General features: G+C 70.3%; 22 protein-coding genes. 15 read left to right on the forward strand and 7 right to left on the reverse strand.

Annotated elements, in window-relative coordinates; all coding sequences use genetic code 11:
• The 4 genes from KY500_RS03295 to KY500_RS03310 all read left to right on the forward strand — a co-directional run bounded on the left by KY500_RS03295 (position 1) and on the right by KY500_RS03310 (position 3,342).
• Positions 1 to 822, forward strand: coding sequence for an HAD-IA family hydrolase (locus KY500_RS03295; RefSeq protein ID WP_219902320.1), 822 nt, complete (start codon positions 1 to 3; stop codon positions 820 to 822).
• The gene (gene dhaL, locus KY500_RS03300) at positions 819 to 1,532 is read left to right on the forward strand and encodes a dihydroxyacetone kinase subunit DhaL (RefSeq protein ID WP_219902321.1); all 714 of its coding nucleotides are present in this window, start codon (positions 819 to 821) and stop codon (positions 1,530 to 1,532) included. Before KY500_RS03295 ends, dhaL begins: the two co-directional genes overlap by 4 nt.
• Before the next feature lie 103 nt (positions 1,533 to 1,635).
• Positions 1,636 to 2,631 carry a dihydroxyacetone kinase subunit DhaK gene (gene dhaK, locus KY500_RS03305; protein ID WP_120337561.1) on the forward strand — a complete coding sequence of 332 codons (996 nt, stop codon included), beginning with the start codon at positions 1,636 to 1,638 and terminating at the stop codon, positions 2,629 to 2,631.
• Between the two features lie 33 nt (positions 2,632 to 2,664).
• Positions 2,665 to 3,342, forward strand: a complete 678-nt coding sequence (locus tag KY500_RS03310) for a maleylpyruvate isomerase N-terminal domain-containing protein (RefSeq protein WP_219902322.1) — start codon at positions 2,665 to 2,667, stop codon at positions 3,340 to 3,342.
• A 161-nt stretch (positions 3,343 to 3,503) separates the two neighbouring features.
• On the opposite strand, the gene KY500_RS03315 is transcribed toward KY500_RS03310, so the two are convergent.
• Entirely contained in the window at positions 3,504 to 9,020 is a 5,517-nt protein-coding gene (locus KY500_RS03315) for a DUF4011 domain-containing protein (RefSeq protein WP_219902323.1), read from the reverse strand.
• A 211-nt stretch (positions 9,021 to 9,231) separates the two neighbouring features.
• On the opposite strand from KY500_RS03315, the gene rpsO reads away from it, so the two are divergent.
• Positions 9,232 to 9,501 carry a 30S ribosomal protein S15 gene (gene rpsO / locus KY500_RS03320; protein WP_066594293.1) on the forward strand — a complete coding sequence of 90 codons (270 nt, stop codon included), beginning with the start codon at positions 9,232 to 9,234 and terminating at the stop codon, positions 9,499 to 9,501.
• Between the two features lie 167 nt (positions 9,502 to 9,668).
• On the opposite strand, the gene KY500_RS03325 is transcribed toward rpsO, so the two are convergent.
• From KY500_RS03325 to KY500_RS03335, 3 genes are all read right to left on the reverse strand, one after another.
• The gene (locus KY500_RS03325) at positions 9,669 to 10,280 is read right to left on the reverse strand and encodes a hypothetical protein (protein WP_219902324.1); all 612 of its coding nucleotides are present in this window, start codon (positions 10,278 to 10,280) and stop codon (positions 9,669 to 9,671) included.
• The gene (locus KY500_RS03330) at positions 10,277 to 10,576 is read right to left on the reverse strand and encodes a hypothetical protein (protein ID WP_219902325.1); all 300 of its coding nucleotides are present in this window, start codon (positions 10,574 to 10,576) and stop codon (positions 10,277 to 10,279) included. The genes KY500_RS03325 and KY500_RS03330 overlap by 4 nt, the downstream gene beginning before the upstream one ends.
• A gap of 114 nt (positions 10,577 to 10,690) precedes the next feature.
• Positions 10,691 to 11,149, reverse strand: coding sequence for a hypothetical protein (locus KY500_RS03335; RefSeq protein WP_219902326.1), 459 nt, complete (start codon positions 11,147 to 11,149; stop codon positions 10,691 to 10,693).
• A 38-nt stretch (positions 11,150 to 11,187) separates the two neighbouring features.
• Between KY500_RS03335 and KY500_RS03340 the strand changes: the two genes are divergently transcribed.
• The 6 genes from KY500_RS03340 to KY500_RS03365 all read left to right on the forward strand — a co-directional run bounded on the left by KY500_RS03340 (position 11,188) and on the right by KY500_RS03365 (position 15,639).
• A complete protein-coding gene (locus tag KY500_RS03340; protein ID WP_219902327.1) occupies positions 11,188 to 11,733 on the forward strand; it encodes an FAD:protein FMN transferase in 546 nt (181 codons plus the stop codon).
• On the forward strand, positions 11,634 to 12,284 hold the full coding sequence (locus tag KY500_RS03345) for an FAD:protein FMN transferase (protein ID WP_219902328.1): 651 nt from the start codon (positions 11,634 to 11,636) through the stop codon (positions 12,282 to 12,284). The genes KY500_RS03340 and KY500_RS03345 overlap by 100 nt, the downstream gene beginning before the upstream one ends.
• Complete coding sequence (locus KY500_RS03350) at positions 12,284 to 13,039, forward strand: ferric reductase-like transmembrane domain-containing protein (protein WP_219902329.1); 756 nt, start codon at positions 12,284 to 12,286, stop codon at positions 13,037 to 13,039. The genes KY500_RS03345 and KY500_RS03350 overlap by 1 nt, the downstream gene beginning before the upstream one ends.
• Complete coding sequence (locus tag KY500_RS03355) at positions 13,036 to 14,415, forward strand: NADH-ubiquinone oxidoreductase-F iron-sulfur binding region domain-containing protein (protein ID WP_219902330.1); 1,380 nt, start codon at positions 13,036 to 13,038, stop codon at positions 14,413 to 14,415. The genes KY500_RS03350 and KY500_RS03355 overlap by 4 nt, the downstream gene beginning before the upstream one ends.
• Positions 14,412 to 14,732, forward strand: a complete 321-nt coding sequence (locus tag KY500_RS03360) for a ferredoxin (protein WP_255579770.1) — start codon at positions 14,412 to 14,414, stop codon at positions 14,730 to 14,732. Before KY500_RS03355 ends, KY500_RS03360 begins: the two co-directional genes overlap by 4 nt.
• A gap of 103 nt (positions 14,733 to 14,835) precedes the next feature.
• Positions 14,836 to 15,639 (forward strand): fructosamine kinase family protein, encoded by an 804-nt coding sequence (locus tag KY500_RS03365; RefSeq protein WP_219902331.1) that lies wholly within the window; start codon positions 14,836 to 14,838, stop codon positions 15,637 to 15,639.
• Between the two features lie 10 nt (positions 15,640 to 15,649).
• On the opposite strand, the gene KY500_RS03370 is transcribed toward KY500_RS03365, so the two are convergent.
• Both KY500_RS03370 and KY500_RS03375 read right to left on the reverse strand, forming a co-directional pair.
• Positions 15,650 to 16,204, reverse strand: a complete 555-nt coding sequence (locus KY500_RS03370; RefSeq protein WP_219902332.1) for a type 1 glutamine amidotransferase domain-containing protein — start codon at positions 16,202 to 16,204, stop codon at positions 15,650 to 15,652.
• Positions 16,205 to 16,361: 157 nt separating this feature from the next.
• A complete protein-coding gene (locus tag KY500_RS03375; protein WP_219902333.1) occupies positions 16,362 to 17,123 on the reverse strand; it encodes an SDR family NAD(P)-dependent oxidoreductase in 762 nt (253 codons plus the stop codon).
• Positions 17,124 to 17,313: 190 nt separating this feature from the next.
• Here KY500_RS03375 and KY500_RS03380 point away from each other — a divergent pair, with 190 nt between their 5' ends.
• Positions 17,314 to 18,852 carry an amino acid permease gene (locus KY500_RS03380; RefSeq protein WP_219902334.1) on the forward strand — a complete coding sequence of 513 codons (1,539 nt, stop codon included), beginning with the start codon at positions 17,314 to 17,316 and terminating at the stop codon, positions 18,850 to 18,852.
• A gap of 92 nt (positions 18,853 to 18,944) precedes the next feature.
• Here KY500_RS03380 and KY500_RS03385 read toward each other — a convergent pair whose 3' ends face one another.
• Positions 18,945 to 20,660, reverse strand: a complete 1,716-nt coding sequence (locus KY500_RS03385; protein ID WP_370626872.1) for an alpha-glucosidase — start codon at positions 20,658 to 20,660, stop codon at positions 18,945 to 18,947.
• Between the two features lie 296 nt (positions 20,661 to 20,956).
• Between KY500_RS03385 and KY500_RS03390 the strand changes: the two genes are divergently transcribed.
• From KY500_RS03390 to KY500_RS03400, 3 genes are all read left to right on the forward strand, one after another.
• Positions 20,957 to 22,165, forward strand: a complete 1,209-nt coding sequence (locus KY500_RS03390; protein ID WP_219902336.1) for an ROK family transcriptional regulator — start codon at positions 20,957 to 20,959, stop codon at positions 22,163 to 22,165.
• A gap of 61 nt (positions 22,166 to 22,226) precedes the next feature.
• Positions 22,227 to 23,429 carry an LLM class flavin-dependent oxidoreductase gene (locus KY500_RS03395; RefSeq protein WP_219902337.1) on the forward strand — a complete coding sequence of 401 codons (1,203 nt, stop codon included), beginning with the start codon at positions 22,227 to 22,229 and terminating at the stop codon, positions 23,427 to 23,429.
• A 2-nt stretch (positions 23,430 to 23,431) separates the two neighbouring features.
• The gene (locus KY500_RS03400) at positions 23,432 to 24,073 is read left to right on the forward strand and encodes an FMN reductase (RefSeq protein ID WP_219902338.1); all 642 of its coding nucleotides are present in this window, start codon (positions 23,432 to 23,434) and stop codon (positions 24,071 to 24,073) included.
• Positions 24,074 to 24,163 lie beyond the last annotated feature (90 nt).

Below are 24,163 nucleotides of genomic sequence, written 5' to 3' on the forward strand. Positions count from 1 at the left end.
ATGCCGGCGTTGATCTTCGACTGCGACGGGGTGCTCGCCGACACCGAACGGGACGGTCACCTGCCGGCGTTCAACCAGACCTTCGAGGAGTTCGGTGTGCCCGTGCACTGGAGCGACGCCGACTACGCCGAGAAGGTGCAGATCGGCGGCGGCAAGGAACGCATGCGGAGCATCCTCACCCCCGACCTCGCCCGAAGGCTCGGCCTGCCCGACGACCCGGCCGCCTGGGCGGAGACGGTGCAGTCCTGGCACCGGCGGAAGACCGCGATCTACACCGAACGGGTGGCCGCCGGCGTGCTGCCGGCTCGACCGGGGGTGCGCCGGATCACCGAGGAGGCGGTGGCCGCCGGCTGGACCCTCGCCGTGGCATCCACCTCGGCTGACGTGTCGGTTCGGGCGGTCCTCGAGCACGCCGTGGGGGAGGAACTGGCCCGGCGGTTCGCGGTCTTCGCCGGGGATATCGTGCCGGCCAAGAAACCCGCCCCCGACATCTACCTGCATGCCCTCCGGGAGCTGGGCGTGAACCCGGCCCAGGCGCTCGTGATCGAGGACAGCGCGAACGGGCTGCAGGCCGCGCTCGCCGCCGGCCTGACCACCGTGGTCACCGTGAGCAGTTACACGGTGAACGAGGACTTCGCCGGGGCGGCGCTCGTGGTCTCCTCGCTCGGCGACCCGGGCGGCCCGGCCGCGGAGGTGCTGAGCGACCCGGCGGGTGTCCGGCCCCAACCGTACGTGCGGCTCGAGAACCTGGCCGCGATCCTGCAGGCGGCCCCGGGCGCATCCGCTGCCGCCGCAGCCGACACAGAAAGCGAGACACCATGACCAGCCTGGCCGACACCGAATTCGTGGTGCGCAGCATCGCGCAGACCACGGTCGACAACGAGAAGGAATTCGGGGACCTCGACGCCGTGGTCGGTGACGGGGACTTCGGCTACTCACTCGCCCGCGGCTTCGAGATCGTGCTGGCGGACTGGGACAGCTTCGACCGCGCCAGCGCCAGCGTGTTCCTGCAGAAGGTCGGCATGGTCATCTCCGGGCGCATCGGCGGCACCTCGGGGCCGCTCTGGGGCACGGCGTTCCTGCGGGCGTCGATGGCCGTCAAGGGCACAGACCAGGTCAGCGGCGATGACGTGGTCACCATGCTGCGGTCGGCGATCGACGGCATCAAGTCGCGCGGCAATTCGGATGTGGGCGACAAGACCCTGCTCGACGCGCTGGTTCCGGTGACGGATGCGCTCGAGGAGGAGGTGCGGGCCGGCAGCCTGGCGCCCGCCACGCTGCACCGTCTGGCGGAGGTCGCCCGGCAGAGTTCCGACGCCACATCGATGATGCAGGCCCGGCGCGGCCGGGCCAGCTACACGGGGGAGCGCAGCATCGGTTCGCCCGATCCGGGGGCCGTGGCCATCGCCGTGATCCTGGAGCGACTCAGCACCGAGTGGGACGCCCGGTCGAAGTCGGGTGCCGGCACGTCGACGGGTGTATCGAGCAGCACCCCAGCCGGCACTGACCGGCCGTCCAGCCACACGGACTGAGCCACACCGACTGGCCACATCCGTTTCGCTGTCCGACCGACGTCGCACCGCCACAGACCGAGCACCGCATCCGACCGAGCACCGCCTGTCACGAGAGGGAGCCATGAAGAAATTCGTCAACGACCCGAAGCAGTACGTCCCGGAGATGCTCAAGGGCATCGCCCTGGCCAACCCGGACACGCTGAAGTACGTGCCCGCGTACAACCTGATCATGCGCTCCGACAGCCCGAGCCCTGACCGGGTCTCGATCATCCAGGGCTCAGGCTCAGGGCACGAGCCGGCCCACGTGATGACGGTGGGCCGCGGCATGCTCGACGCCGCGTGTCCCGGCGACGTGTTCTCGGCCCCGCCGATGGACTACGTCTACGAGACCACCAAGCTGCTGGCCTCGCCCAAGGGCGTGCTGCTGCTGGTCAACAACTACACCGGTGACCGGATGGCCTTCGAGATGGCCCAGGAGCTCAGTGCCGCCGACGGTGTGAACGTGAAGACCCTGTTCATCGACGACGACGTCGCCGTGCAGGACTCCACCTACACCGTGGGCCGGCGCGGAGTGGCCGGCAACTTCTTCGTGATGAAGGCCGTCGGCGCCGCCGCCGAGCAGGGCGCCGACCTCGACGAACTCGTGCGCATCGGCGAGAAGGTCGACAGCGTCACCCGCACCATGGGTATCGCCCTCACCTCCTGCACCCCGCCCGCCAAGGGCTCACCGCTGTTCGAGATCGGCGACGACGAGATCGAGGTGGGCGTGGGCATCCATGGCGAGCCCGGCCGGCGCCGCGCCAAGCTCACCACGGCCAACGAGATGACCGACGAGTTGCTGGATGCGGTGGTCAACGACCTGCCGTACGTGGCGGGCGACCGGGTAGCCCTGATGATCAACGGGCTGGGCGGCACGCCCATCAGCGAGCTGTACATCCTGTACGGGCACGCGCACGAACGGCTCACCGAGCTGGGCATCACGGTGGGGCGCAGCTATGTGGGGGAGTACTGCACCTCGCTGGACATGGCCGGTGCGTCGCTCACCCTGGTGCGGCTCGACGACGAGATCGAGGCCCTGCTGGAGGCACCCGCCGAGATCGCGGCGCGCATTTTCTGACCGCCGGCGCCGGCATGACGTTACTCTGTGGCCATGAGTGAGACACGCACAGACTGGTCAGAGACGCTTTTCGCCTTCGACGCCGCCACGAGATGGTTCGTGGCGGTGACCGCCGGCATCGCCGAACGCGCGGAGGGCGAGGAGGGGGTCTGGACTGAGGTCGGCCTGGGCGAGTGGAGTGTGCGCGACCTCGTCGGGCACACCAGCCGGGCGCTGTCCACCATCGAGACCTACCTCGACATCGCCGCAGAAGAGGATGCCGCGGGCGTGGCCGGAAGCATCACGGTCACGTCCCCGGCCGCCTACTACGAGCGCGCCCTCGCGGCCGGCACCCCCGAGGTGATCGCCCAGCGCGGACGCGAGACCGCCGCCACCCTCGGCGCGCGGCCGGCGGAGGCGGTGGCGGCGCTCGCCGCCCGGGTGCTGGCGCGGGTCGGCACACTCACCGGAGACGAGCCGGCCGACACCCCGGCCGGGCGCATCCGCATCGCCGAGTACCTGCCGTCCCGCACGGTGGAGCTCACGGTGCACACCAGCGACCTACTGCAGAGCCAGGGGGTGCCGGCCGCCGAGCAGACCGTGCCGGCGCCCGCCGCCGCCGCGACCCTGCACGTGCTCGCCGACCTCGCCGCCCAGAAGGGCGTCGCCGCGCCGCTGCTGCGTGCCGCCACCGGCCGGGCGCCGCTGGCCGCCGGCTTCACCGTGCTCTGAGCATCGGTTCGCTCTCGTAGCGCAGCTTCGGTGTCGTGGCGCAGGTTAGCTGGCCACTTTTCGTGCGCCGGGAGGCCAATCGTGCGCCACGAGGTTCTCCCTGCGCCGCGAGCGCACGCCGGGGCGTCGATCGCGACCGCCCCGGGACGACCGCGGCCGGACTACGCCGGGGCTGCCGATTCCCTCGCCTGGCGGGCGGCATCGAGGGCGGTCAGCTTCTCGTCCAAGCGGTCGAGCACCGCGTCCTGCTCGCCGAGCCACTCGGGCATCCACACGCGTTCCACCGCGGGCCAGCCCATCAGCCGGGAGAGCACCTCCACGGGCAGACCGTCGCGGTCGGAGACCGTGCGACGGGCGGCCCAGGTGGGGCCGTCGAGCAGCACGGCCATCACCGGGTGCCCGGGCGCCCCGGCCGTGGCCACGCTGAGGTCCACCCGGAAGTCGGACAGGCCCACATCCGTCTGCACGGCGAAGCCGCGCTCGCGCAGCGCCTCGGCGATCTGCTCCCGGTGCCGGTCAAGCGCGCCCGACTGGCGTAGCGGGCTCGCGAGCCCGTCGGAGCCGCCCGCCGCCAGGTCGAGGTAGGCGCGCAGGTCCTTCACCCCGGCCGAGATGGTCTCCTCGGCGCGCAGATCCTGGGGGTCGAAACTACTGAACACGATCACCTGGCGGCGGGCCCGGGTGATCGCCACGTTGAGCCGGCGCTCGCCGCCGGGCAGGTTGAGCGGGCCGAAGTTCAGCGGCAGCCGGCCGGACGCATCCGCGCTGAATGCGGTGGAGAACAGGATGGTGTCGCGTTCGTCGCCCTGCACATTCTCGAGATTCTTCACGAACAGGCCGTCGGTTTCGCTCTCGAGTGCCTGCACGATGCGGTCGTCGCCGCTGTCGCGCAGGCTCCCCTCGATGAGCGCGCGCTGCTGCACGTTGAACGTGATCACACCGATCGACGGGATGCTGTCGGGTTCGGCGGCGAACCGGGCCAGGATCTCGGCCACGATAGCCCCGGCCTCCACCGGGTTGGTGCGGAGGTCCTTGCCCGTGCCGCTGCGGAGGAAGGTTCCGTCGACCCGGCGAAGGCTCACGCCGTAGCCGGCCACGCCGGGGACCGGCTCGGTTGCGGTGTCAGGGGCAGCGGCCACCGGGCCCGCGCCGTGGTGCGGCGCCGGGAACGACGACAACCGGTCGCGGTAGTACGCCCGGTTGCTGAAGGCGATGAGCGATTCGTCCTGGCTGCGGTAGTGCCAGGACAGCCACTTGCCGGGCACCTGAGCCTGCACGCACTCCGAGAGGATCGACTCCTCGTCGCGCACGAACTCCAGGGTTTCGCTGTCGTGATCGCCGGAGCCGATCGCGGACTCGGCGAACGAGGTGGGCGGCATCTGCTTACTGTCGCCGACGACCACCACCGAGCGCGCTCGTCCCATGGCGCCGACCGCATCGGACACCCGCACCTGCGATGCCTCGTCGAAGACGACGATGTCGAAGAGCCCGGCCTGAGCGGGGAAGAATCGGGCCACCGATTCCGGGCTCATCAGCATGCACGGCAGGATGTCGGTGATCAGGTCGCCGAATTCGTGCATGAGTTCGCGCACTCCCATGCCGCCGCGCTGGCGGTCGAGCTGACGCTTGAGCAGGCCCAGCCTCGCGGCGGACTCGGCGGACTCGGCGGCCGACGCCGACGCGGCCGTGCCGGCGGCCTCGGCGGGCGAGCCCACCCCGCCGATGCTGCGCCGCCGCAGCACGCTGTACGGGATGAACGTGGGCAGGTGCCGGCGCACGGCGCCGGAGGCGGTGGTGAACCGGGTGATCGAACGGTTCTGGGCGGCGGCGTCGAACTGCTCGAGGGTGGTGGCCTGGCCGCGTTCGGCCACGGATGCGGCGGCGAGTCCCTTCTCGAACGCCAGCCCGGCGTCGTCGGCGTCGACCTCGCCGCGGAGCACCGCCGCGTGGCCCGCCGTGAGCCCCAGGGCGCGGAGCGGCTCGAGGTGCTCGAGCAGGGCGACCCACCGGGTGAGGGAGGGCAGCCCGGGGGCCTGCGCGTCCCGCTCCTCGGCGCCGCGGGACCAGACGGCCACCAGTCCGCCGCCCGCGGCCCAGGCGGCGACGGCGGCCGGACCGGCGCCCGTCGCGGTCATCACGGACTGCAGGGCAAGCAGGGCCCGGTTCAGCGCCGCGGCCAGGTCGGCATCAGGTGTCGGGGTGCTGTCGAGGTAGTCGCGCAGGGCCGCCACGAAGTCGGCGCCGAGCTCCCGGTGGCCCGGCGCGACGGCACCGCCGGCCCAGCGCAGCCAGGCCAGTCGGGCGCTGAGCTCGTCGCGGCCGGTGTGCCCTGCGGAGCCGGCCAGCGGGTTCCAGTCGTCGGAGATGGTGACGCCGTCCACCAGGCGCACCCGCGCGCGTAGGGCCTGCAGCTGGCTCTGGCTGTCGGCCAGCTGGCCGGTGACGGTCGAGAGCGTTCCGAGGGGCACGGTGCTCCCGGGGATCAGCTCCGCGGACAGGCGCGCGAGCACGGCCTTCCGCCGGCCGCGGCGGCCGAAGAGGCTCGAGGCATCCGCTGCTTGCGCGTCGCGGTGCAGGGCCGCGGTGTCGAGCCGCAGGGCGTCCGGCTTGAGAACGGCCAGCGCCGGATGCGTCGCCTGCGCGAACGCGACGGTCGCCGCTTCGGCGTCGGCGGCGGTGGCCACCCACGCGGGGGAGCGGGTTCCGTCGAGGGTGGCCAGGGGCACCCGCTCGGCGGCGGCGAGGCTGCTCAGGGTGACGAACTCGGTGGGGCTGGCCGCGCTGGACACGGCGGCGGCGGCTCGGTGACCGGCCGTGGCGGGGTCGTCGGCAGCGGCAGCGTCCGTGGACCCGGCCGTGGCCGGAGAGGTGGACCCGGCGACAGGCAGCGCCGCCAACGCCTCGTCGAGCGCGGCGGCGGCTCGGGCCACCGCCGGCAGGTCCAGCGGCGCGGCCGGCGGCGCGGTCACGAACGCCCACGGATGCTGCGGCCGCGGCCGCACCGGATCGGTCACGTCGGGCAGGTCGCGCAGCATCCGGCGCAGCTGGTCCAGCTCGTCGGCGGTGATACGCGCAGGCAGATCGGCCGGCACCGGCAGGGCCCGAACGTCGTCGCCGGCGGTGAGCTGCGCGGTGCGGGCGGAGTAGAACGACAGCCCCGCGTTGTTCTGCTCGTGCAGCCGGTCGGTGTACCGGGCCAGGCTGCGCCGGGCGGTGCCGAGCACGTCGAGGTCGTTCTTGAGGCCCTGCCCGTCCACGGTCACCTCGTGCTCGAGGGCCTGCCGGATCTGCGCGCGCACGGCTGCCGGTTTGGTGGCCAAGGCATGCAGGTCGAGCGCGAACGGCCCCATGCCCACCTCGTTCAGCCTGGCCTGCACCACCTGCAGGGCAGCGCGCTTCTCGGCCACGAAGAGCACCTTCTTGCCCTCGTACACGGCGCGGGTGAGCAGATTGGTGATGGTCTGAGACTTCCCGGTTCCGGGAGGGCCCTCGAGCACGAAGGTGCGCTCGGCGATGGCCTCGGCCACGGCGGCGAGCTGCGACGAGTCGCCCGGCACCGGGCATTCGGCGCCGAGAGCGTCCAGATCGGCCGGCTCCGGCAGCGGCACTGGGTCGACGAACGGCTGGGTGGGCGTGTGCACGAGGTGGTTCACGAGCGAGTTCTGCGCCAGGGTTTCCCAGTTCTCGTCGAGGTCTTTCCACAGCCGGAACTTCGCGAACTGCAGGATCGACAGGTCGAGGGTTTCTTCCACCCGGAACGGCAGCCCGGCGGCCAGGAGGGCTTCGCGGGTGGCGCGGAAGGCGCCGACCAGGTCGATGCCTGAGGTGTCGGTGCGGGACGCGTCGTCCTGCGGGTTCTCCAGCCCGGGGATGCTGAGCCCGTGCAGCTGGCGCAGCTTCTCGAGCAGGCAGTAGTTGGGTGTGGACGCGCCGGCCTCGTCGAGCCGCACCCGGTAGTCGCCGCCCCGGCCGGCCGGTTCGAGCACCACGGGCACGAGCACGAGGGGGCTGCGCAGTTCCCGGTCGTTGGCGGTCCAGACCAACGATCCGAAGGCCAGGTAGAGGTTGTTGGCACCGGTCTCCTGCACCACGGTGCGTGCCTTGTATGCCAGCGCGCGCAGCTTCGTGGCGTAGGCGGCGTCGGTGACGTCGGCATAGACGGCCTTCTTGCCGGCCAGCAGGGCGGCAAGTTGGTCGGTGGGCAGGTCACGACCGAAACGGATGCCGCGCTCCTTGTCGGTCGAGGACATCCGGTCCGCCGGCAGCAGGGTCAGCCCGGTTCCGCCGGTGACGAGGTCCTCAAGGTCGGCGAGGTGCCGGTCGGGCACCGTGAGGGCCAGGGCGCCTCGCTTGGTGAAGTTGATCAGCCGGTTGCGCAGGCTGAGGTCGAGCAGGGCGTTCTTCCACTGTGTGATGCGGGGCGGGGCGAGACGGGTCGGTGTATTCGACTCCGCGGCCGCCGCGTCGGCGGACGGCGCATCCGTCAAGATCGCAGCCGGCACGCCTGACCCCGGCGAACCCGGCCGGTACTCGGTGACGAGCACCGTGCCGTCGCCGGTCACGGTGTGGGCGGGCAGCGGCAGGATATGCGTGCGCCGCGCCTGCACCACGTCGACGACGCCGATCACATTGCTCAGGTCGGTGAGGCGTTCCAGGTAGGGGGAGCGCTGCGCCTCGGCGAAGCTGGCCGGGCGGCCGGCGCCCTGATCGGTGACCTGGGTGGTCTCCACGAGCCGGATCAGGTCGAGGTCGATGAGGTTGATCACCTCGGCCACATCGGTGAGGGCCGGAGCCCCCAGGGTTTCCTCCTCCCGCCAGTAGCCCAGGAATGCGTGCCCGGTGACGATCCAGAGCAGCGGGTGCAGGCCGGCCTGTTCGAGGGCCGCGGCCATCACGACGACGGTGTCCAGGCAGGTGCCGACCCCACCCGTCGTGCTGATCGAGCCGGTCGCGCCGGCAGCGCTCTCGGCGTCGATCCCGCCGGAGCCGAGCACCTCGCCGGGGGTGCGTACCTTCTGGCCGTCGTCGGCCCAGCTGGCCGGCGGTGTGGCGTAGCGGATGCCCCGGGCGCGCATGGCTTCGAAGACTGCTTCCACCACCTGGTCGACCCGCTCCGGTCCGGCCTGGTAGCCGGGCATCGAGGCAGATCCAGTGCTGTCCTCGAGCAGCACGGCGGCCTCACCGAGCAGGGTGGCGACGGCCGGATGGTTGGGCAGTACGTGCGCCGAGAGCATCTCCAGAGCCAGGTCCACCGGCCGGGCGACCCACTGCTGGGCGGCCAGCAGCTGGATCGGCTCGTCGGCGTGCGCGGCGACGACGCCGTCGATCAGCAGGCTGGCCCGGATCGTGGCGGGCCGCTGCTCCTCGACGAGCAGCATCGCGGCGGGATCGACGGTGAGGGAGACATCCGTGAAGGTCGCGGTGCGGGCGGCAGCGAGGTCGACGAGCAGGTCGCGCGCGCTCCCGAGGGTGTCGCCGGCGCTGACCACCTCGAGCCGCAGCACGGCTTCACGCACGGCCGCGCCGCGGTTGTCGACCTCGACCCGCCCCACGACGTTGATGCGGTTGTGGGCCAGGGCGTAGCTCAGAACGGGCGTCACGGAGAGGGCGATGGTGAGGTCATGGGCAGTGCGGACGCCGGGCTGGGGGATGCTCGAGTCCTGTTCGGTCGATTCCACGTGATTCTCCTCGTCGTGCCGGATGCTGCTGTGCGTGACCCTCTCAGAGGGGCATCCAGTCAATCATCGGTGACGAGAGGAACCCTCTCGACCCGCCAGCGGCGAGCGAACTCTGCTAGTCTCTTGAGGTTGCCGTTCAACGGCCGCGGATAAAGAGAGCTCAGGCATTCTGCCCCGAGCACCGCGCAGTGAGAGAAAGGGGATCCCATCTATGGCACTCGAAGCTAATGCTAAGAAGGCGATCATCGAAAAGTACGCTACCCACCCGGGCGACACGGGTTCCCCCGAAGTCCAGATTGCCATGCTCACGCAGCGCATTCTCGACCTCACGGAGCACCTCAAAGAGCACAAGCACGACCACCACTCGCGTCGTGGCCTGCTCCTCCTGGTTGGTCAGCGTCGCCGTCTGCTCGGCTACCTGTCCGACGTGGACATCAACCGTTACCGCTCGCTCATCGAGCGTCTCGGCCTGCGCCGCTAGGTAGTAGCCGAAAGATTCGCTGATAACGCGATCTTCTTCGAAACGGGCCGTCACCTTCGGGTGTCGGCCCGTTTTGTGTACCCGTGTCCTGTCCCGCGAACTGTGAGCAAAGCCCCACTTTTGCGCTTCGGGACGTGCTTATCTCACAGTTCGCGGGGTGCTGCGGGTCAGATCGGGTCGGCCGGAGACTCCAGCTCGCGGGTGTAGTAGCCCCAGGGGAATGTGGTGTCCTTCACCAGTCGCCAGCCATCGGCCTCGAGGTGGCGCCTGGCCGCGTTCCCCGGTGTCCACGGCATCCGGCGGTGTTCCCACTGCCGGTCGGAGGCCTGAAGCACATGGGACAGCGTGCCGTAGTCCACGACGTGCCAGCCTCGACGGCCCTCGTCGGCGAGAACGGCCATTTCATCGAACGCGGTGACCGGGCTGATCACCTTGCGGGGCGGATGCCCCGGCTCGGCTCCCGCGCCCGGCACCTGCGCCGGCGCTGAGAAGCGCTGTTGGGCGGCCTGCCGGCTCACGCCGAGGAGCCGGCCAAGGGTGTCCCAGCTGTGCCCGGCGGCACGGGCTCCGTTGATGGAATCGCGCAGCAGCCGGCTGGTCTCCTCGGCAGCGGTGCGACTGGCGCTGACCAGCCGGAGGTAGGCGTCCGGGTCGGTCTCCAGGTCGGCCCGCAGGCCGTCCGGCGTGCCGAGCACGCCCTCGGCTACCGCATCCCGCACGGCGTTCGCTTCGGCAGGGGTGAGGGCATCGCGCAGGCGATCACCGGCACCGGCCATCATCGTTCGTCGCCGTGGTCGGATTCGGTGGCCGCCCGCAACGGTTCGAGATCGTCGAGCGCCGCCGTATCGCGCCGTCTCGCCACGATGTGTCGGACGAGCTCGGTCCAGGCCACCAGGGCGACCAGGAGCATGGCTATGGCTCCGGTGAAGAAACCCAGAACGGAGTCGGCGGCATCGTCCACGACGACGAAGGCGCCCACCGACAGCGCGGCGATCGACAGGACGGCGGCCCCGATGGCGGGAGCGTACCAACGGGGGCGGGGCGGTGCGGTGGTGGTGCGCGTGATCGTGTTCATGTGTCAAGAATGTCTTGACGCCAGAGAGATGTCAAGAAAATATTGACATTCGCGGTTTCGCCGGTGCTGTCCACAGGTCGTCCACCCCATACCTGCGGGAGGCGCACAGGCTGCTCAGAGCGAGCGCATGGTTACCGGTCGCAGAGTGGAGTCATCGAGAGCGGCGGCCGAGACCCGGAACGTCGCCCACCCTGACCTGCGGAAGGCGGCACGGAAGATGAACCTGCACGAGCGAGGCAAGAGACTGGCCGCCATCGTCACGAGCACGGCAGGCCTGGTGGCCGTGATCGCCGCGTCGGCGCTCGGCCTGCATGAGTGGGCGGACACCGAAGCCACCAGCGTGTCGGGAACCACCTCGAGCACGACCACCACGACGACGGATGCCGAGAGCGGCGACTTGTCGGATTCGTCCGGCACTGATTCGTCCACCACAGATTCCTCGGCGGACACCACGAACAGCACCGATTCCGGTAGGACTGACTCGTCCAGCACGGGCACCGGCTCGTCCAGCACGGATTCGACGAGCACGGATCCATCGAGCACCGGCTCCAGCTCGGCGGTCAGCCCCGCCACCGGCACCACCTCCGACGCGACCTCGAGCGGATCCTGACATGACGAACCCACCCACCCCACTGACCCCGGTGTTCGAGCTCACTCCTGACCCGGTGCCGACCGGCCCGGCCCGCCCGGCGTCGCGCGACTGGACGCTCTGGAGCACCAGCGCACGCCTGGTCGTGACCGACCCCGACCAGATCGGGTTGGCCGCCACCCTGGCCGACGCCCTGCTTGCCGACGTCGACCGAGCCGCGAGCCGGTTCAGGGCCGACTCAGAGCTCCAGCTGGCCGCGGGCCGGTTGCACGCGGGCGTCGGGGTTAGCAACACCCTGGCCGACCTCGTGCGCCAGGCCCTCGCTTCGGCGGCGCTCACCGACGGTGACGTCGACCCCACCCTCGGTACGCGCTCGACGCCGTCGGCTATGACCGTGACATCCGCCTCGTCGAAGACCACGGCGTGCCCGTGCGGGCCGTCGTGTCCCACCGTCCGGGCTGGAAAAGCGTGTCGCTGGTCGGCAACCGGCTGCGCGTGCCGGCACACCTGGCACTCGACCTCGGCGCCACCGCCAAGGCCGTCGCGGCCGATTGGACCGCCACGGTGATCAGCGCCGCGCTCGGCTGCGGCGTTCTCCTCAGCCTCGGCGGCGACATCGCCACGGCCGGCCCGGCGCCTGCGGGCGGCTGGCAGGTGCGAGTACAGGACACCCCGGCAGACCCCGCAGCCACAATCACCCTGGTGCCGGGCATGGCCCTGGCCACCTCGAGCACCCAACACCGGCGGTGGACCATGGCCGGTCAGGCGCAGCACCACATCCTGAACCCGCGCACCGGGCGCCCCGCCGAGCCGGTCTGGCGCAGCGTCACCGTGGCGGCGTCGAGCTGCCACCGGGCCAACACCCTGAGCACGGCCGCGATCGTGCGTGGCACGGCCGCGCTGCCGTGGCTCCGCCAACTCGGGGCGGCCGCCAGGCTCGTCGACGTCAACGGCTCCGTCACGGTGCTCGGCGGCTGGCCGGCCGACCCGGAGCCGGTGCCGACCCGCAGCGAACGGGCATCCGCCGACACCCTCGAGGTGCGCCGACCCAGCGACCGGCCGGCGCGCTACCAGGACGGCACCCCCGTCGGGCACGAACGCGGACGGGTCGTGGCCTGATGGACGAGGCATTCTGGGCTCTCGGCCGCGGCACCGGCGTCGTGGCTCTCGTGCTGTTCACCGTGTCGGTGCTGCTGGGCATCCTGACCCGCAGCGGCCGGCCGCTGTTCACGCTGCCTCGCTTCTCCATCACGCTCATCCACCGCAACGTGTCGCTGCTGGCGACGGTGTTCATCGTCATCCACCTGCTCTCGCTTCTCGCCGACTCCTACGCCCAGCTCACCCTGGTGGACCTCGTGTTCCCGTTCCTCGGCGCCTACCGGCCGTTCTGGCTGGGCCTGGGCACCCTCGCGGTCGACCTGCTCCTCGCCGTCGTGGCCACCAGCCTGCTCCGTCGGTACGTCGGCCAACGCGTCTTCCGTCTGGTGCACTGGTCGACCTACCTGATGTGGCCCATCGCCCTCGCACACTCCCTGGGCACCGGCACGGATGCGGGCGAGGGCTGGTTCCTGGCTCTCGCGGTAGCCTGCACCGCCGCAGTGCTCGCCGCCGTGATCTGGCGCATCACCGCCGGGTTCGTCGAATACCGCGGTGTGCGTCGCGCCGAGCGGTTCGTCGGCGAGCTGCCGGTCCTCGCCGCCCGCAGCGGCCAGTCCCTCGACGCGTCGTCGCCGACCCGACCGGCCGGTTCCGCCGACCCCACCGTGAGGTTCACTGCCGGGTCCGTCGTGCGGTCCCGCCCCACGACGGCGGTCCCGCTCGATGTTCACGGTTCGCCGCACCAGTTGAGTTCCCCAGTGGGGAGACGACCATGAGCAGCGCCAGAAGCGCGGCCGCCCAGGTGGTCGGCGACCCGACCTACGACGCCCGGCGCCCCGGTGCGGCAGACCACGTTCCGGCCCCGCTCGGCACCGCCCGGCTCACCCAGGCACCCGGGCCCGACCACGCCCGGCATCTGATCGAGTTCGGGGTCCTCCCGTCCGCGCCCGCGTCGGGCACCCTGCTGGCCACCCTGCGCGCCGCCGGTCTCGAGGGCCGCGGCGGTGCCGGCTTCCCGGCCTGGCGCAAGCTCGCCGCGATCCCGGAGAGATCCGCGACCGGCAGGCTCGGCAGTCGCCGGCCCGTCGTGATCGGCAACGCCGCTGAGGGCGAACCGCTGTCGGTGAAGGATGCCACCCTGCTCGGCACGGCCCCACATCTGGTGATCGACGGGCTCCTCACGGTGGCCGCCGCCGTCAACGCGGCTGAGGTCTACCTCTACGCGCCGGCCGCGCTGCTGCCGACCGTGGCGTACGCCCTGGCCGAGCGCACGGATGCCGGTGGCGTGGCCGTGCGAGCCTGTGCTGAGAGCTTCATCTCCGGTGAGGCGTCCGCCGTGGTCAACGCCCTGGCCGGGCGTCCGGCGCTGCCCGCCGACCGCAACATCCGCCTCACAACCTCGGGGCTGGGTAAACGGCCCACCCTGCTGCACAACATCGAAACCCTGGCGCACATCGCCCTCATCGTGCGGTTCGGCGCGGACTGGTTCCGCTCGCTCGGCACGGAGACCGATCCGGGCACGCGCCTCGTGACGGTGAGCCGGGGCCTATGGGCCGCCGGCGTCGCAGCCGGGGTCTCCGCCGGCGCCACCGGCGGCGGGCCTGCCGGTGCGTCAGGTGCTGCCCCCGCCCGAGCCACCGCGACCGTGCTCGAGGTCATCGGCGGCAGCCGTATCGACGAACTCCTGCGCTTCGGCGGGATCGACCCGGCCTCGCTGCAAGCCGTGCTCGTCGGCGGCTACCACGGCGCCTGGCTTCCGGACTCGGCCCTGCACACCGGCCTGGACCGGGTGAGCCTGGCGCCCTTCGGCGCCAGCCCGGGCGCGGGCATCCTGCTGGTCCTGGAGACCGGACGCTGCCCGCTCACGCTGTCCGCGTCGATCGTCGACTATCTGGCCGGTCAGAGTGCCCGCCAGTGCGGGCCGTGTGTCAACGGCCTGCCGGCCATGGCAGCGGTGCTCGGCCGCCTCGCCGCGGGGGAGCGCCACCCGGGCCTGCCCGGCGAGGTGGCGCGTCTGGCCGCCCTGGTCACCGGGCGCGGCTCCTGCCACCATCCCGACGGCACCGCCCGGTTCGTGCTGAGTACCCTCACGGTGTTCGCGGCCGACGTCGACGCCCACCTGCACGGCACCTGCGTCAAGGTGCACGCATGAGCGCCCGGATGCTCACCCCCATCGGCCGGCCCGCGGCCGCTGCAGCCCACCCGGCCGGCCGGTCGGCGCTCGACGCATCCACCGCGGGCGCCGCTCCAGACGCCCGCACGGTGCTGCACATCGACTGGACGGCCTGCGACGGCCGGGGCCTGTGCACCGAACTGCTGCCCGAGCTGCTGCAGCGCGACGAATGGGGGTACCCGCTGGCGCTCGGCTACGGATCGGATGTTCCGGTGCCCGGCCAACTGCTCGCCGCGGCCACCGACGCGGTGTCCCTCTGCCGCCGCCAGGCACTCGCCCTCTCCCGCCAACCGTGAGTTAAGCCCCGCTTTCGGGCCCGGACGCGTGCCTTTCTCACAGGTCGCGGCGGTTGCCGCGCGTCCCGTAGCGCCCAGCCGCGCAAACGGTCAGAGTGGAGGGATGAGCGACTTCGTCAATTCACCCGGCGGCGACCCTCGGGGGTTCGACAAGAGGCGGCACGGCGCACCGTCCGGGTTCTTCGAGGCCGAGGCGGCCGGGCTGGTCTGGCTCGCGGTGCCCGGGGGAGTGCGCACCGCGCAGGTGCTCGACCTGGAGCCCGGCCATATCGTGCTCGAGACCATCGACGAGGTGCCGCCCAGCGCCGCTGCGGCCCGGGCGTTCGGCGCTCAACTCTCGGTGACGCACTCGGCCGGTGCCGCGGCCTTCGGCGCACCGCCCGACAACTGGAGTGGCTCGCTGTTCATCGGCAACCGCAGCCTGCCGGCCGCCTACGAAGACACCTGGGGTGCCTTCTACGCCCGGTACCGGGTGCTGCCGTACCTCGACATCGCCCTGGACGTAGGTGGCATCACCGCACGCCAGTCGGAGGCGGTGCACGCGGCCTGCGCCCGCATCGAGGCCGGCGACTTCGACGACGGGGCGCCGCCCGCCCGGCTGCACGGCGACCTCTGGACCGGCAATGTGCTCTGGTCGGCCGACGGGGTGGTGCTCATCGACCCGGCCGCGCACGGCGGCCACCGCGAAACCGACCTGGCGATGCTCGCGCTGTTCGGCTGCCCCTACCTGGACGAGATCACCGCCGGCTACGAGTCGGCATCGCCCCTGCGGGCTGGCTGGCGGGCGCGGACGCCGCTGCACCAGCTACATCCGCTCGCCGTGCACGCTGCCGGTCACGGTGCCGCCTACGGCCGGGCGCTCGAGCAGGCCGCCGAGGCCGTGCTCGAGCTGCCCAGGGCACGGTGACCGCGACGGGTCAGGTGGTCTGCCCGTCGTGCGCGCCCTCGGCCACCTCTTCGATGACCTTGGCGTTGAACGCCGGCAGGTCGTCGGGGGTGCGGCTGGATACGAGCCCGTTGTCCACCACGACCTCCTCGTCGACCCAGGTGGCGCCGGCGTTCTGCAGGTCGGTCTTCAGGCTGGGGTAGGAGGTGAGGGTGCGGCCCTCGATCACGCCGGCCTCGATGAGGATCCAGGCGGCGTGGCAGATGGCCGACACGGGCTTGTGCGCGCTGAAAAAGTCACGGGTGAACGCGATCGCGTCCTGGTCCATCCGCAGGTGGTCGGCGTTCACGACGCCTCCCGGCAACACCAGCGCGTCGAAGTCGTCGGCGCGGGCGTCAGCGACGGCCAGGTCGACATACTGCGAGTGGCCCTTCTTGCCGGTGATGCTCTCGGTGGCGGGGGACACCAACACGGCAGTGGCGCCGGCATCCGTCACCGCCTGCCAGGGGCTCGACAGTTCGCTGTCTTCGTATCCGTCGGTGAGCAGGAAGGCGATGCGCTTGCCGGAAAGTTCTGTGGTCGTCATGATGTTCTCCTTCTCCTAGGTCGGAACAGGGTGGGTCGAATAACGCTGATGCCGGGGAGGTCGCACGGTGTGTGGCCTCCCCGATCAACGCTAGTCACGGTCGCGGGTGCGGGCGTCGATACCCACCAAACGCTGAGGTTCTCCCAGCGTGCATGGGTCAGCGTGCGAGGTAACCGCCGTCGACGGGCAGGGTGTGCCCGGTGATCCACTTGGCTTCGTTCGACGCCAGGAACAGCACCGCGTCGGCGACGTCGTCGGGAGTGGGCATGCCCGGGATCGGGTTGAAGTTCTCCATCAGCTCGCGCATGGCGGTCGGGTCGTCGGCGCTGTCGATGAAGTGCTCCACGAGCGGGGTGCGCACCGCGGTGGGGGCGACGGCGTTGATACGGATGTTGTCCTTGGCGTACTCCACGGCGGCCGAGCGGGTGAGGTTCACCAGCCCGCCCTTGGTGAAGGAGTACGGCGAGATGTTCTCCTGCGCGGCGAGGCCGACGGTGGAGGCGGTGCTCACGACGTTGCCGCCGCCGGAGGCCAGGAGTGCGGTGATGCCGTACTTGAGCACGAAGAAGGCGCCGTCACCGTTGATGCGGGAGACGAGGTCCCAGTTCTTCACGTCCATCTCGTGCAGGCGCTGCTGCTTGCCGTCGATGCCGGCGTTGTTGAAGATGACGTTGACCTTGCCGAGCTTGTCCATGGCCGTCTCGAACGCGGCCTCGACCTGTTCAGGCTTGGACACGTCGACGGTGATGGCGATCGCGCCGGGGAATTCGGCGGCGGCCGTCTCGGCGGCCTCGGTGTTCAGGTCGGCGATGGCGATCGTGGCGCCCTCTGCCGCGAACCGGCGAGCCGCGGCCAAACCGAGTCCGGAGGCTCCTCCGGTGATGAAGACGACCTGGTCCTGGAATCTGCGGGAGTTCATATGCACGCTTTCTGTGTTCTGATCCGGTGGGGATACACGAAAGCAAACACGGTTCCCAGCGGGGCGAATTCCCTGTTCGGGGGGTTTATCACGCACCTCACAGGAAGGGCCGGTAGGTCGGGAGGGACCGTCGGGCTGCCGCTGACTGCCCGCCACCCATAAACTTGAGCTTTACACGATCGGATACACCATGAGTCTCTGGCGCACCAAGAGCATCGAATCGTCGATGGCTGATTCCCTGGAGAAGGGGCACAGTCTCAAACGCACCCTCGGCACGTGGGACCTGATGGTCATGGGAGTGGCCGTCGCCGTCGGCGCCGGCATCTTCTCGGTGGGCGCCAAGGCCGCCGGCAGCTACGCCGGCCCGTCGGTCACCCTCGCCTTCGTGCTCGCCGCCGTCACCTGTGCCCTGGCGATCATGTGTTACGCCGAGTTCGCCTCCGCGGTGCCCGTGGCCGGCTCCGCGTACACGTTCACCTACGCCACGCTGGGCGAGCTGCTCGCCTGGATCATCGGCTGGGACCTGATCCTCGAGATGCTCACCGCCGCCGCCGTGATCGCGAAGTACTGGGGCATCTACCTCAGCAACGTGTTCGCGCTGTGGAACTGGGATATCCCGTCTACGATCGACGTGCTCGGGCTGCAGGTGAGCTGGGGTGCGTTCGTGATCGTGGCGATCTTCACCACCCTGCTGGTGCTGGGCACCCAGCTCTCCGCCCGGGTCGCCAGCGTGTTCACCATCGTCAAGGTGGCGATCGTGCTCTTCGTGATCGTCGTGGGCGCGTTCTTCATCAACCCGGCCAACTACTCCCCGTTCATCCCCGAGTCCGTGCCCACCACGGATGGTGTGGGAAGCGACGTGTGGACCCAGTCGCTGTTCTCCTTCATGACCGGTGCCGCCCCCGCCCAGTACGGCATTTTCGGCCTGCTCGCCGGTGCCTCGCTGGTGTTCTTCGCGTTCATCGGCTTCGACGTGGTGGCCACGAGCGCCGAAGAGGTCAAGAATCCGCAGAAGACCCTGCCGCGCGGCATCTTCGCGGGCCTGGCCATCGTCACGGTGCTCTACGTGGGTGTCAGCCTGGTGCTCACCGGCATGGTGCCGTACACCGTTCTCGCGGACGCGAAGGACGCCTCCCTGGCCACGGCGTTCATCGCCGTCGGCGCCGGCTGGGCCGCCCAGGTGATCTCCATCGGCATCCTGGCCGGCCTCACCACCGTGATCATGGTGCTGCTGCTCGGGCTCTCCCGGGTGCTCTTCGCCATGAGCCGCGACGGCCTGCTGCCGCGCTGGCTCAGCGTCACCTCGGAGAAGCGCCGCACGCCGGTACGCATCCAGATCATCACCGGCGCCGCCGTCGCTCTCATCGCGGGGCTCACCGACGTGGGTGTACTCGAAGAGATGATCAACATCGGCACGCTCTCGGCCTTCGTGCTCGTGAGCATCGCCGTCGTGGTGCTGCGCAAGAAGCGCCCCGACCTCAAGCGCTCGTTCAAGGTGCCGCTGTCGCCGTACCTGCCGATCCTCTCGGCCGCGCTCTGCCTCTGGCTGATGCTCAACCTCACCACGCTCACCTGGGTGCGGTTCCTGGTCTGGCTGGTACTCGGGTTCATCGTGTATTTCGCCTACGGCCGTCGCCACTCGCTCGTGGGCATCAACGCCAAGCTTCTCGTCGACGCCACCCGGCGCGAGGAGATCGAACGCGAAGAGCGCGCCATCCGCGGCGAGTAACCCCGCAACTGCTCCCGCAACGGACGAATGCACCCGGCACGCCGGGTGCATTCGTCCGTTGCGGGGCCAGATGCCTTCGCGGATGCCGGCGGCTAGAGCCGGTAGAGCCGGGCCTCCCAGGGGCGGAGAGCCGCTGCGCCGTCGCCGGTGTAGTTGCCGAGCAGAAGCTCAGCGCCCGAGATGTCGTCGGGCACCCACTCGCCCTGCAGGGTGAGCGGGGTGTCCGACGCGTTCGCGAGCACCAGGAGCACCTCGTTGTCGAGGGTGCGGGTGAACGCGTACAACTGCTCGTGCTCGGGTTCGAGCAGCTCGAAGGCGCCCAACGCCACCACCGGGTCGTCGTGCCGCAGCGCGATTAGCCGCTGGTAGAAGGCGAACACGCTCTTCTCTGCTGCGCGGTCGGCCGCGACATTGATCTCGTTGTAGTTGGGGTTCGCGGCGATCCAGGGCGTGCCGGTCGTGAAACCGGCGTGGGCGGACGCATCCCACTGCATGGGCGTGCGTGCGTTGTCGCGGCCCATCGCGTGCACCCCGGCAAGCACGCTCGCCGGGGACTGGTCGAACTGCTCCACGGCCTCGCGGTAGTGGTTGAGCGACTCGATGTCGCGGTAGTCCTCGATGTCCTCGAATCGAACGTTGGTCATGCCGATCTCCTCGCCCTGGTAGATGTAGGGCGTGCCGCGGTGCAGGTGCAGCACCAGGGCCCAGAGCGTGGCCGACTCGTAGCGGAACTCGGTGTCGTTGCCGAATCGGGACACCAGGCGAGGCTGGTCGTGGTTGTTCAGGTAGAGGCTGTTCCAGCCCGTCTCGGCCAGGCCCTCCTGCCAGCGGGCCAGGCTGCGCTTGAGCGCGACCAGGTCGCGCGGCAGTGGATCGAACTTGTGCACGCCCTGGTCGAGCGAGACGTGCTCGAACTGGAAGATCATGTCGACCTCCGCGCGGGCGGCATCCGTGAAGAGCACGGCGTCGTCGACGCTCACCCCCGGCATCTCGCCCACGGTGAGGTGCTCTCCGGTGCGACCGGCAAAGACCTCCCGGTGCATCTCCTGCAGGTAGTGGTGGATCTGCGCACCCATCGGGGAGCCGCCGGCGGTGGCCGCGGCCGGTCCGCTGACCAGCTCGAGCTGCTTGGCGATGAAGTTGATCACATCCATCCGGAACCCGTCGACACCGCGGTCCAGCCACCAGTTCATCATCGAGTAGACGGCCTGGCGCACCTCGGGGTTCTCCCAGTTGAGGTCGGGCTGCTGCTTGGCGAACAGGTGCAGGTAGTACTCGCCTGTCGTCTCGTCCAGGGTCCAGGCCGGGCCGCTGAACGCGCTGCCCCACCCGTTCGGTTCGGCGCCGCCCGCACCGGGCTGACGCCACCAGTACCAGTCGCGCTTGGGGTTGTCGGTCGACGACCGCGACTCGACGAACCACGGATGCTCGTCGCTCGTGTGGTTCACCACCAGGTCCATCACGATCTTGATGCCGCGCTCGTGGGCCTCCGCCAGCAGGGCGTCGAACTCCTCCAGGCTGCCGAACACGGGGTCGATGTCCTGGTAGTCGCGGATGTCATACCCGTTGTCGTGCTGCGGGGACGGGTAGACCGGCGACAGCCAGATGGCGTCGACTCCCAGGTCGGCGAGGTGGTCGAGCTTGGCGCGCACCCCGCCGAGGTCACCGATGCCGTCGCCGTCCGAATCGGCGAAACTGCGCGGATAGACCTGGTAGACCACGGCCGTGGTCCACCACGGGGCCGCGGCGGGCACGAGCTCCGTGGTGGTGGCGGGAGCTGCTGGGGTTCGGGGCTCGACGGCGGTCACGGGGGTCCTTCCTGGCCGGGGACCCAGCGGAGCGGCGCTGGGCATCCGGGGCTGAACGAATTGGTTTACCGATAGAAATAAATCGTCCGTCCAATGTAGCGTCCGCCCCGAGGGTGGCACTACTCCGGGGGACGAGCCTCGGCACCGTGGGGGGCGTGCGGGAGGGCGGGCCGAAAGGGCTGCCCGCCTGTCCTGGGCAGGGGCTGCGGGGCCCGGCCCGCCCGCGGCGCGCGCGCGTGTGTCTCTATGTCAAGATGAGTGCCAACCCGTTTATGGGGGACAGAAAGGCGCACGCCATGCACGGGAGCCACGACGCCCTGCCACCACTGGGTGAGTCGGCGTTCAGCCTGGCGCGAGCGGTGCTCATGCACGGGCCGATCTCCCGGGCCGAACTGGGTCGGCGTCTCGGCCTGTCGCCGGCCAGCCTGACCCGGTTGAGCAAGCCGTTCTTCGACCGGGGTCTGTTCGTGGAGCTCAACGATGACCACAGCGGCGGCGTCGGCCGCCCGACGCGTCCGCTCGACGTGCGGGTCGACGGCCGCCGGTTCGTCGGCGTGAAGCTCACCGCCGACGATGCCTTCGGCGTGCTGACCGATTTACGCGCCAAGGAACTCGCTGCGGGTCAGCGGTCGCTCAGCTCTCGCCAGGAGAGCGCCGTCGTGGCGCACCTCGTCGATCTCGTGCGGGAGCTCGCCGGCGGCGACGAAGCCGCCGCATCCCTGGCCGCCGTCGGCGTCTCGGTGGGCGGCAAGGTCGCCCGCTCCCGCGTCGTCACCCGGGCGCCGTTCCTCGGCTGGCGCGATGTGCACCTGGCGACGGCGCTGGAGAAGGTCCTGGGCGTTCCGGTCTTCGTGGAGAACGACGTGGCCGGGCTGGCCGCCGCCGAGCAGTGGTTCGGCGCCGGCCGCGGAACGTCGACCTTCGCCGTGCTCACCATCGGCACCGGGGTGGGCTACGGCCTCGTGGTCAACGACCAGGTCATCACCACGAGCGACAGCGGCCTCGGCCTCGGTGGCCACGTTCCGCTCGACGAGAACGGGCCGCTCTGCGATGCCGGACACCGCGGATGCTCCGACGCCATGCTCACCGAATCGTCCATCCGGGCGTCGGTGGGCCGGCTGCTCGGCCGGGAGGTCGGTTACGACGAGGTGCTCGCGCTCGCCGCGGCGGGCGAGAGCGTCGCCCTCGAGGTGCTGCGAGCGTCGGGGCGTGCACTCGGGCGCCTGGTGGCCCTCATCGCGAACATTGCCATGCTCGACACCGTAGTGCTGGCCGGCGAGGGAATCGGTATGTGGGCGATCGTCTCCGACGAGGTCATCGGTGCCGCCCGCGCGGGCCGCGACCCCGAGGCCACGCCGCTCCAGATCAGCATCGACGACACCGGCGTCTCCTCCTGGGCCAGGGGAGCGGCCGCTGTCGCTATCCAGCACACCCTGGCCAGGCTCACCGTGCCGGAGCAACCCAGCGAAACCGGTGCTACCGCGCCCATAATGGTTCGGGAATAGGATCGACCCCGCTGCCGTTGACACCGGTACATGCAAACGCATTGAGTCTTGGAGGCTGGAAATGCAGTTCGGAATCTTCACTGTCGGCGATCTCACCACCGATCCCACCACGGGGCAGACCCCCACCGAGCACGAGCGCATCAAAGCCATGCTCACCATCGCCCAGAAGGCCGAGGAAGTCGGCCTCGACGTCTTCGCCGCGGGCGAGCACCACAATCCGCCCTTCGTGCCTTCCTCGCCGACCACCATGCTCGGCTACATCGCGGCCAAGACCGAGCGGATCATCCTCTCGACAGCCACCACGCTGATCACCACGAGCGACCCGGTCAAGATCGCCGAGGACTTCGCCATGCTGCAGCACATCGCCGACGGCCGGGTGGACCTCACCCTGGGCCGGGGCAACACCGGACCCGTCTACCCCTGGTTCGGCCAGGACATCCGCCAGGGCATCCCGCTCGCCCTGGAGAACTACGCCCTGCTGCGCCGGCTCTGGCGCGAGGACTTCGTCGACTGGGAAGGCCAGTTCCGTACCCCGCTGCAGGGCTTCCAGTCCACCCCGCGTCCACTCGACGGCGTGCCGCCATTCGTCTGGCACGGCAGCATCCGCAGCCCCGAGATCGCCGAGCAGGCCGCGTATTACGGCGACGGCTTCTTCTCCAACCACATCTTCTGGCCCGCCTCGCACACCGCCAAGATGGTCAAGTACTACCGCAACCGCTTCGAGCACTACGGTCATGGCACCGCCGCGCAGGCGATCGTCGGACTTGGCGGCCAGGTGTTCATGAGCAAGAACTCGCAGGACGCCAAGAGTGAGTTCCGGCCGTACTTCGACAACGCGCCGGTCTACGGCAACGGTCCGAGCATGGAGGACTTCACCTCGCAGACGCCGCTCACCGTCGGCAGCCCGCAGGAAGTCATCGACCGCACCCTCGGTTTCCGTGACTATGTCGGCGACTACCAGCGCCAGCTCTGGCTGATGGACCACGCCGGACTGCCATTGAAGACGGTTCTCGAGCAGCTCGACATCCTCGGCGAGGAGGTCGTACCCGTGCTTCGCAAGGAATTCGCGAAGAACCGCCCGGCCGACGTGCCGGATGGGCCCACCCACGAGTCCCTGGTGATCGCCGCCGAAGCCGCGCAGGCGCCGACCGTGGTCGCATCCGCTCACCGTGACGACCTTGACACGGCCGCCGCGATCGCACCGCACCGCCGCGCGTCTGGAGCCGCGTTCGGCCTGGCCGGCGCCGGCAAGACCGGAGCGTAGGAATGACCGAGCGCACCCTGGCGGTCGTCTCCGCCGGGCTCAGCCAGCCCTCGTCCACCCGTCTGCTCGCCGACAAGCTCGCCACGGCCACCGTGGCGCGCTTGGCCGACGAGGGTGTCACCACCACGGTCGTGACCTATGAACTGCGTGACTACGCGCAAGACATCATGAACAACATGCTCACCGGGTTCGCCAACCCGCGGCTGGAAGAGATGATCGAGGCTGTCACCTCGGCCGACGGCCTGATCGCCGTCACCCCGATCTTCACCACCAGCTACAGCGGACTGTTCAAGACCTTCTTCGACGTGATCGACAACCGTAGTCTCACCGACCAGCCGGTACTGATCGGCGCGACGGCGGGAACGCCGCGGCACTCACTGGCCCTGGACTACGCGCTGCGGCCGATGTTCACCTACCTGCACGCCGTGGTGGTGCCCACGTCGGTGTTCGCCGCGTCGGAGGACTGGGGCACCGGCGACGGCGGCCGGATCGACAGCCGGGTGCAGACCCTGCCGGCACGCATCGAGCGAGCCGCGGGTGAGCTGGCATCCCTGGTCACCCGTTCCGACCGGTCCGCCCGCATCCGCGACCCCTTCGAGCTCCCCGCCGGCTTCAACCCCGCCGGCCTGTTCCCGCCCCGTTAGCCCCGCTAGCCCCTCCCACCCCCCGAACCCACCCCGCGAACTGTGAGTTAAGCCCCAGGAAACCCGAGTTTTCGGTGCTTTGCTCACAGT

It is taken from the genome of Cryobacterium sp. PAMC25264, from assembly GCF_019443325.1.
Lineage (GTDB): Bacteria > Actinomycetota > Actinomycetes > Actinomycetales > Microbacteriaceae > Cryobacterium.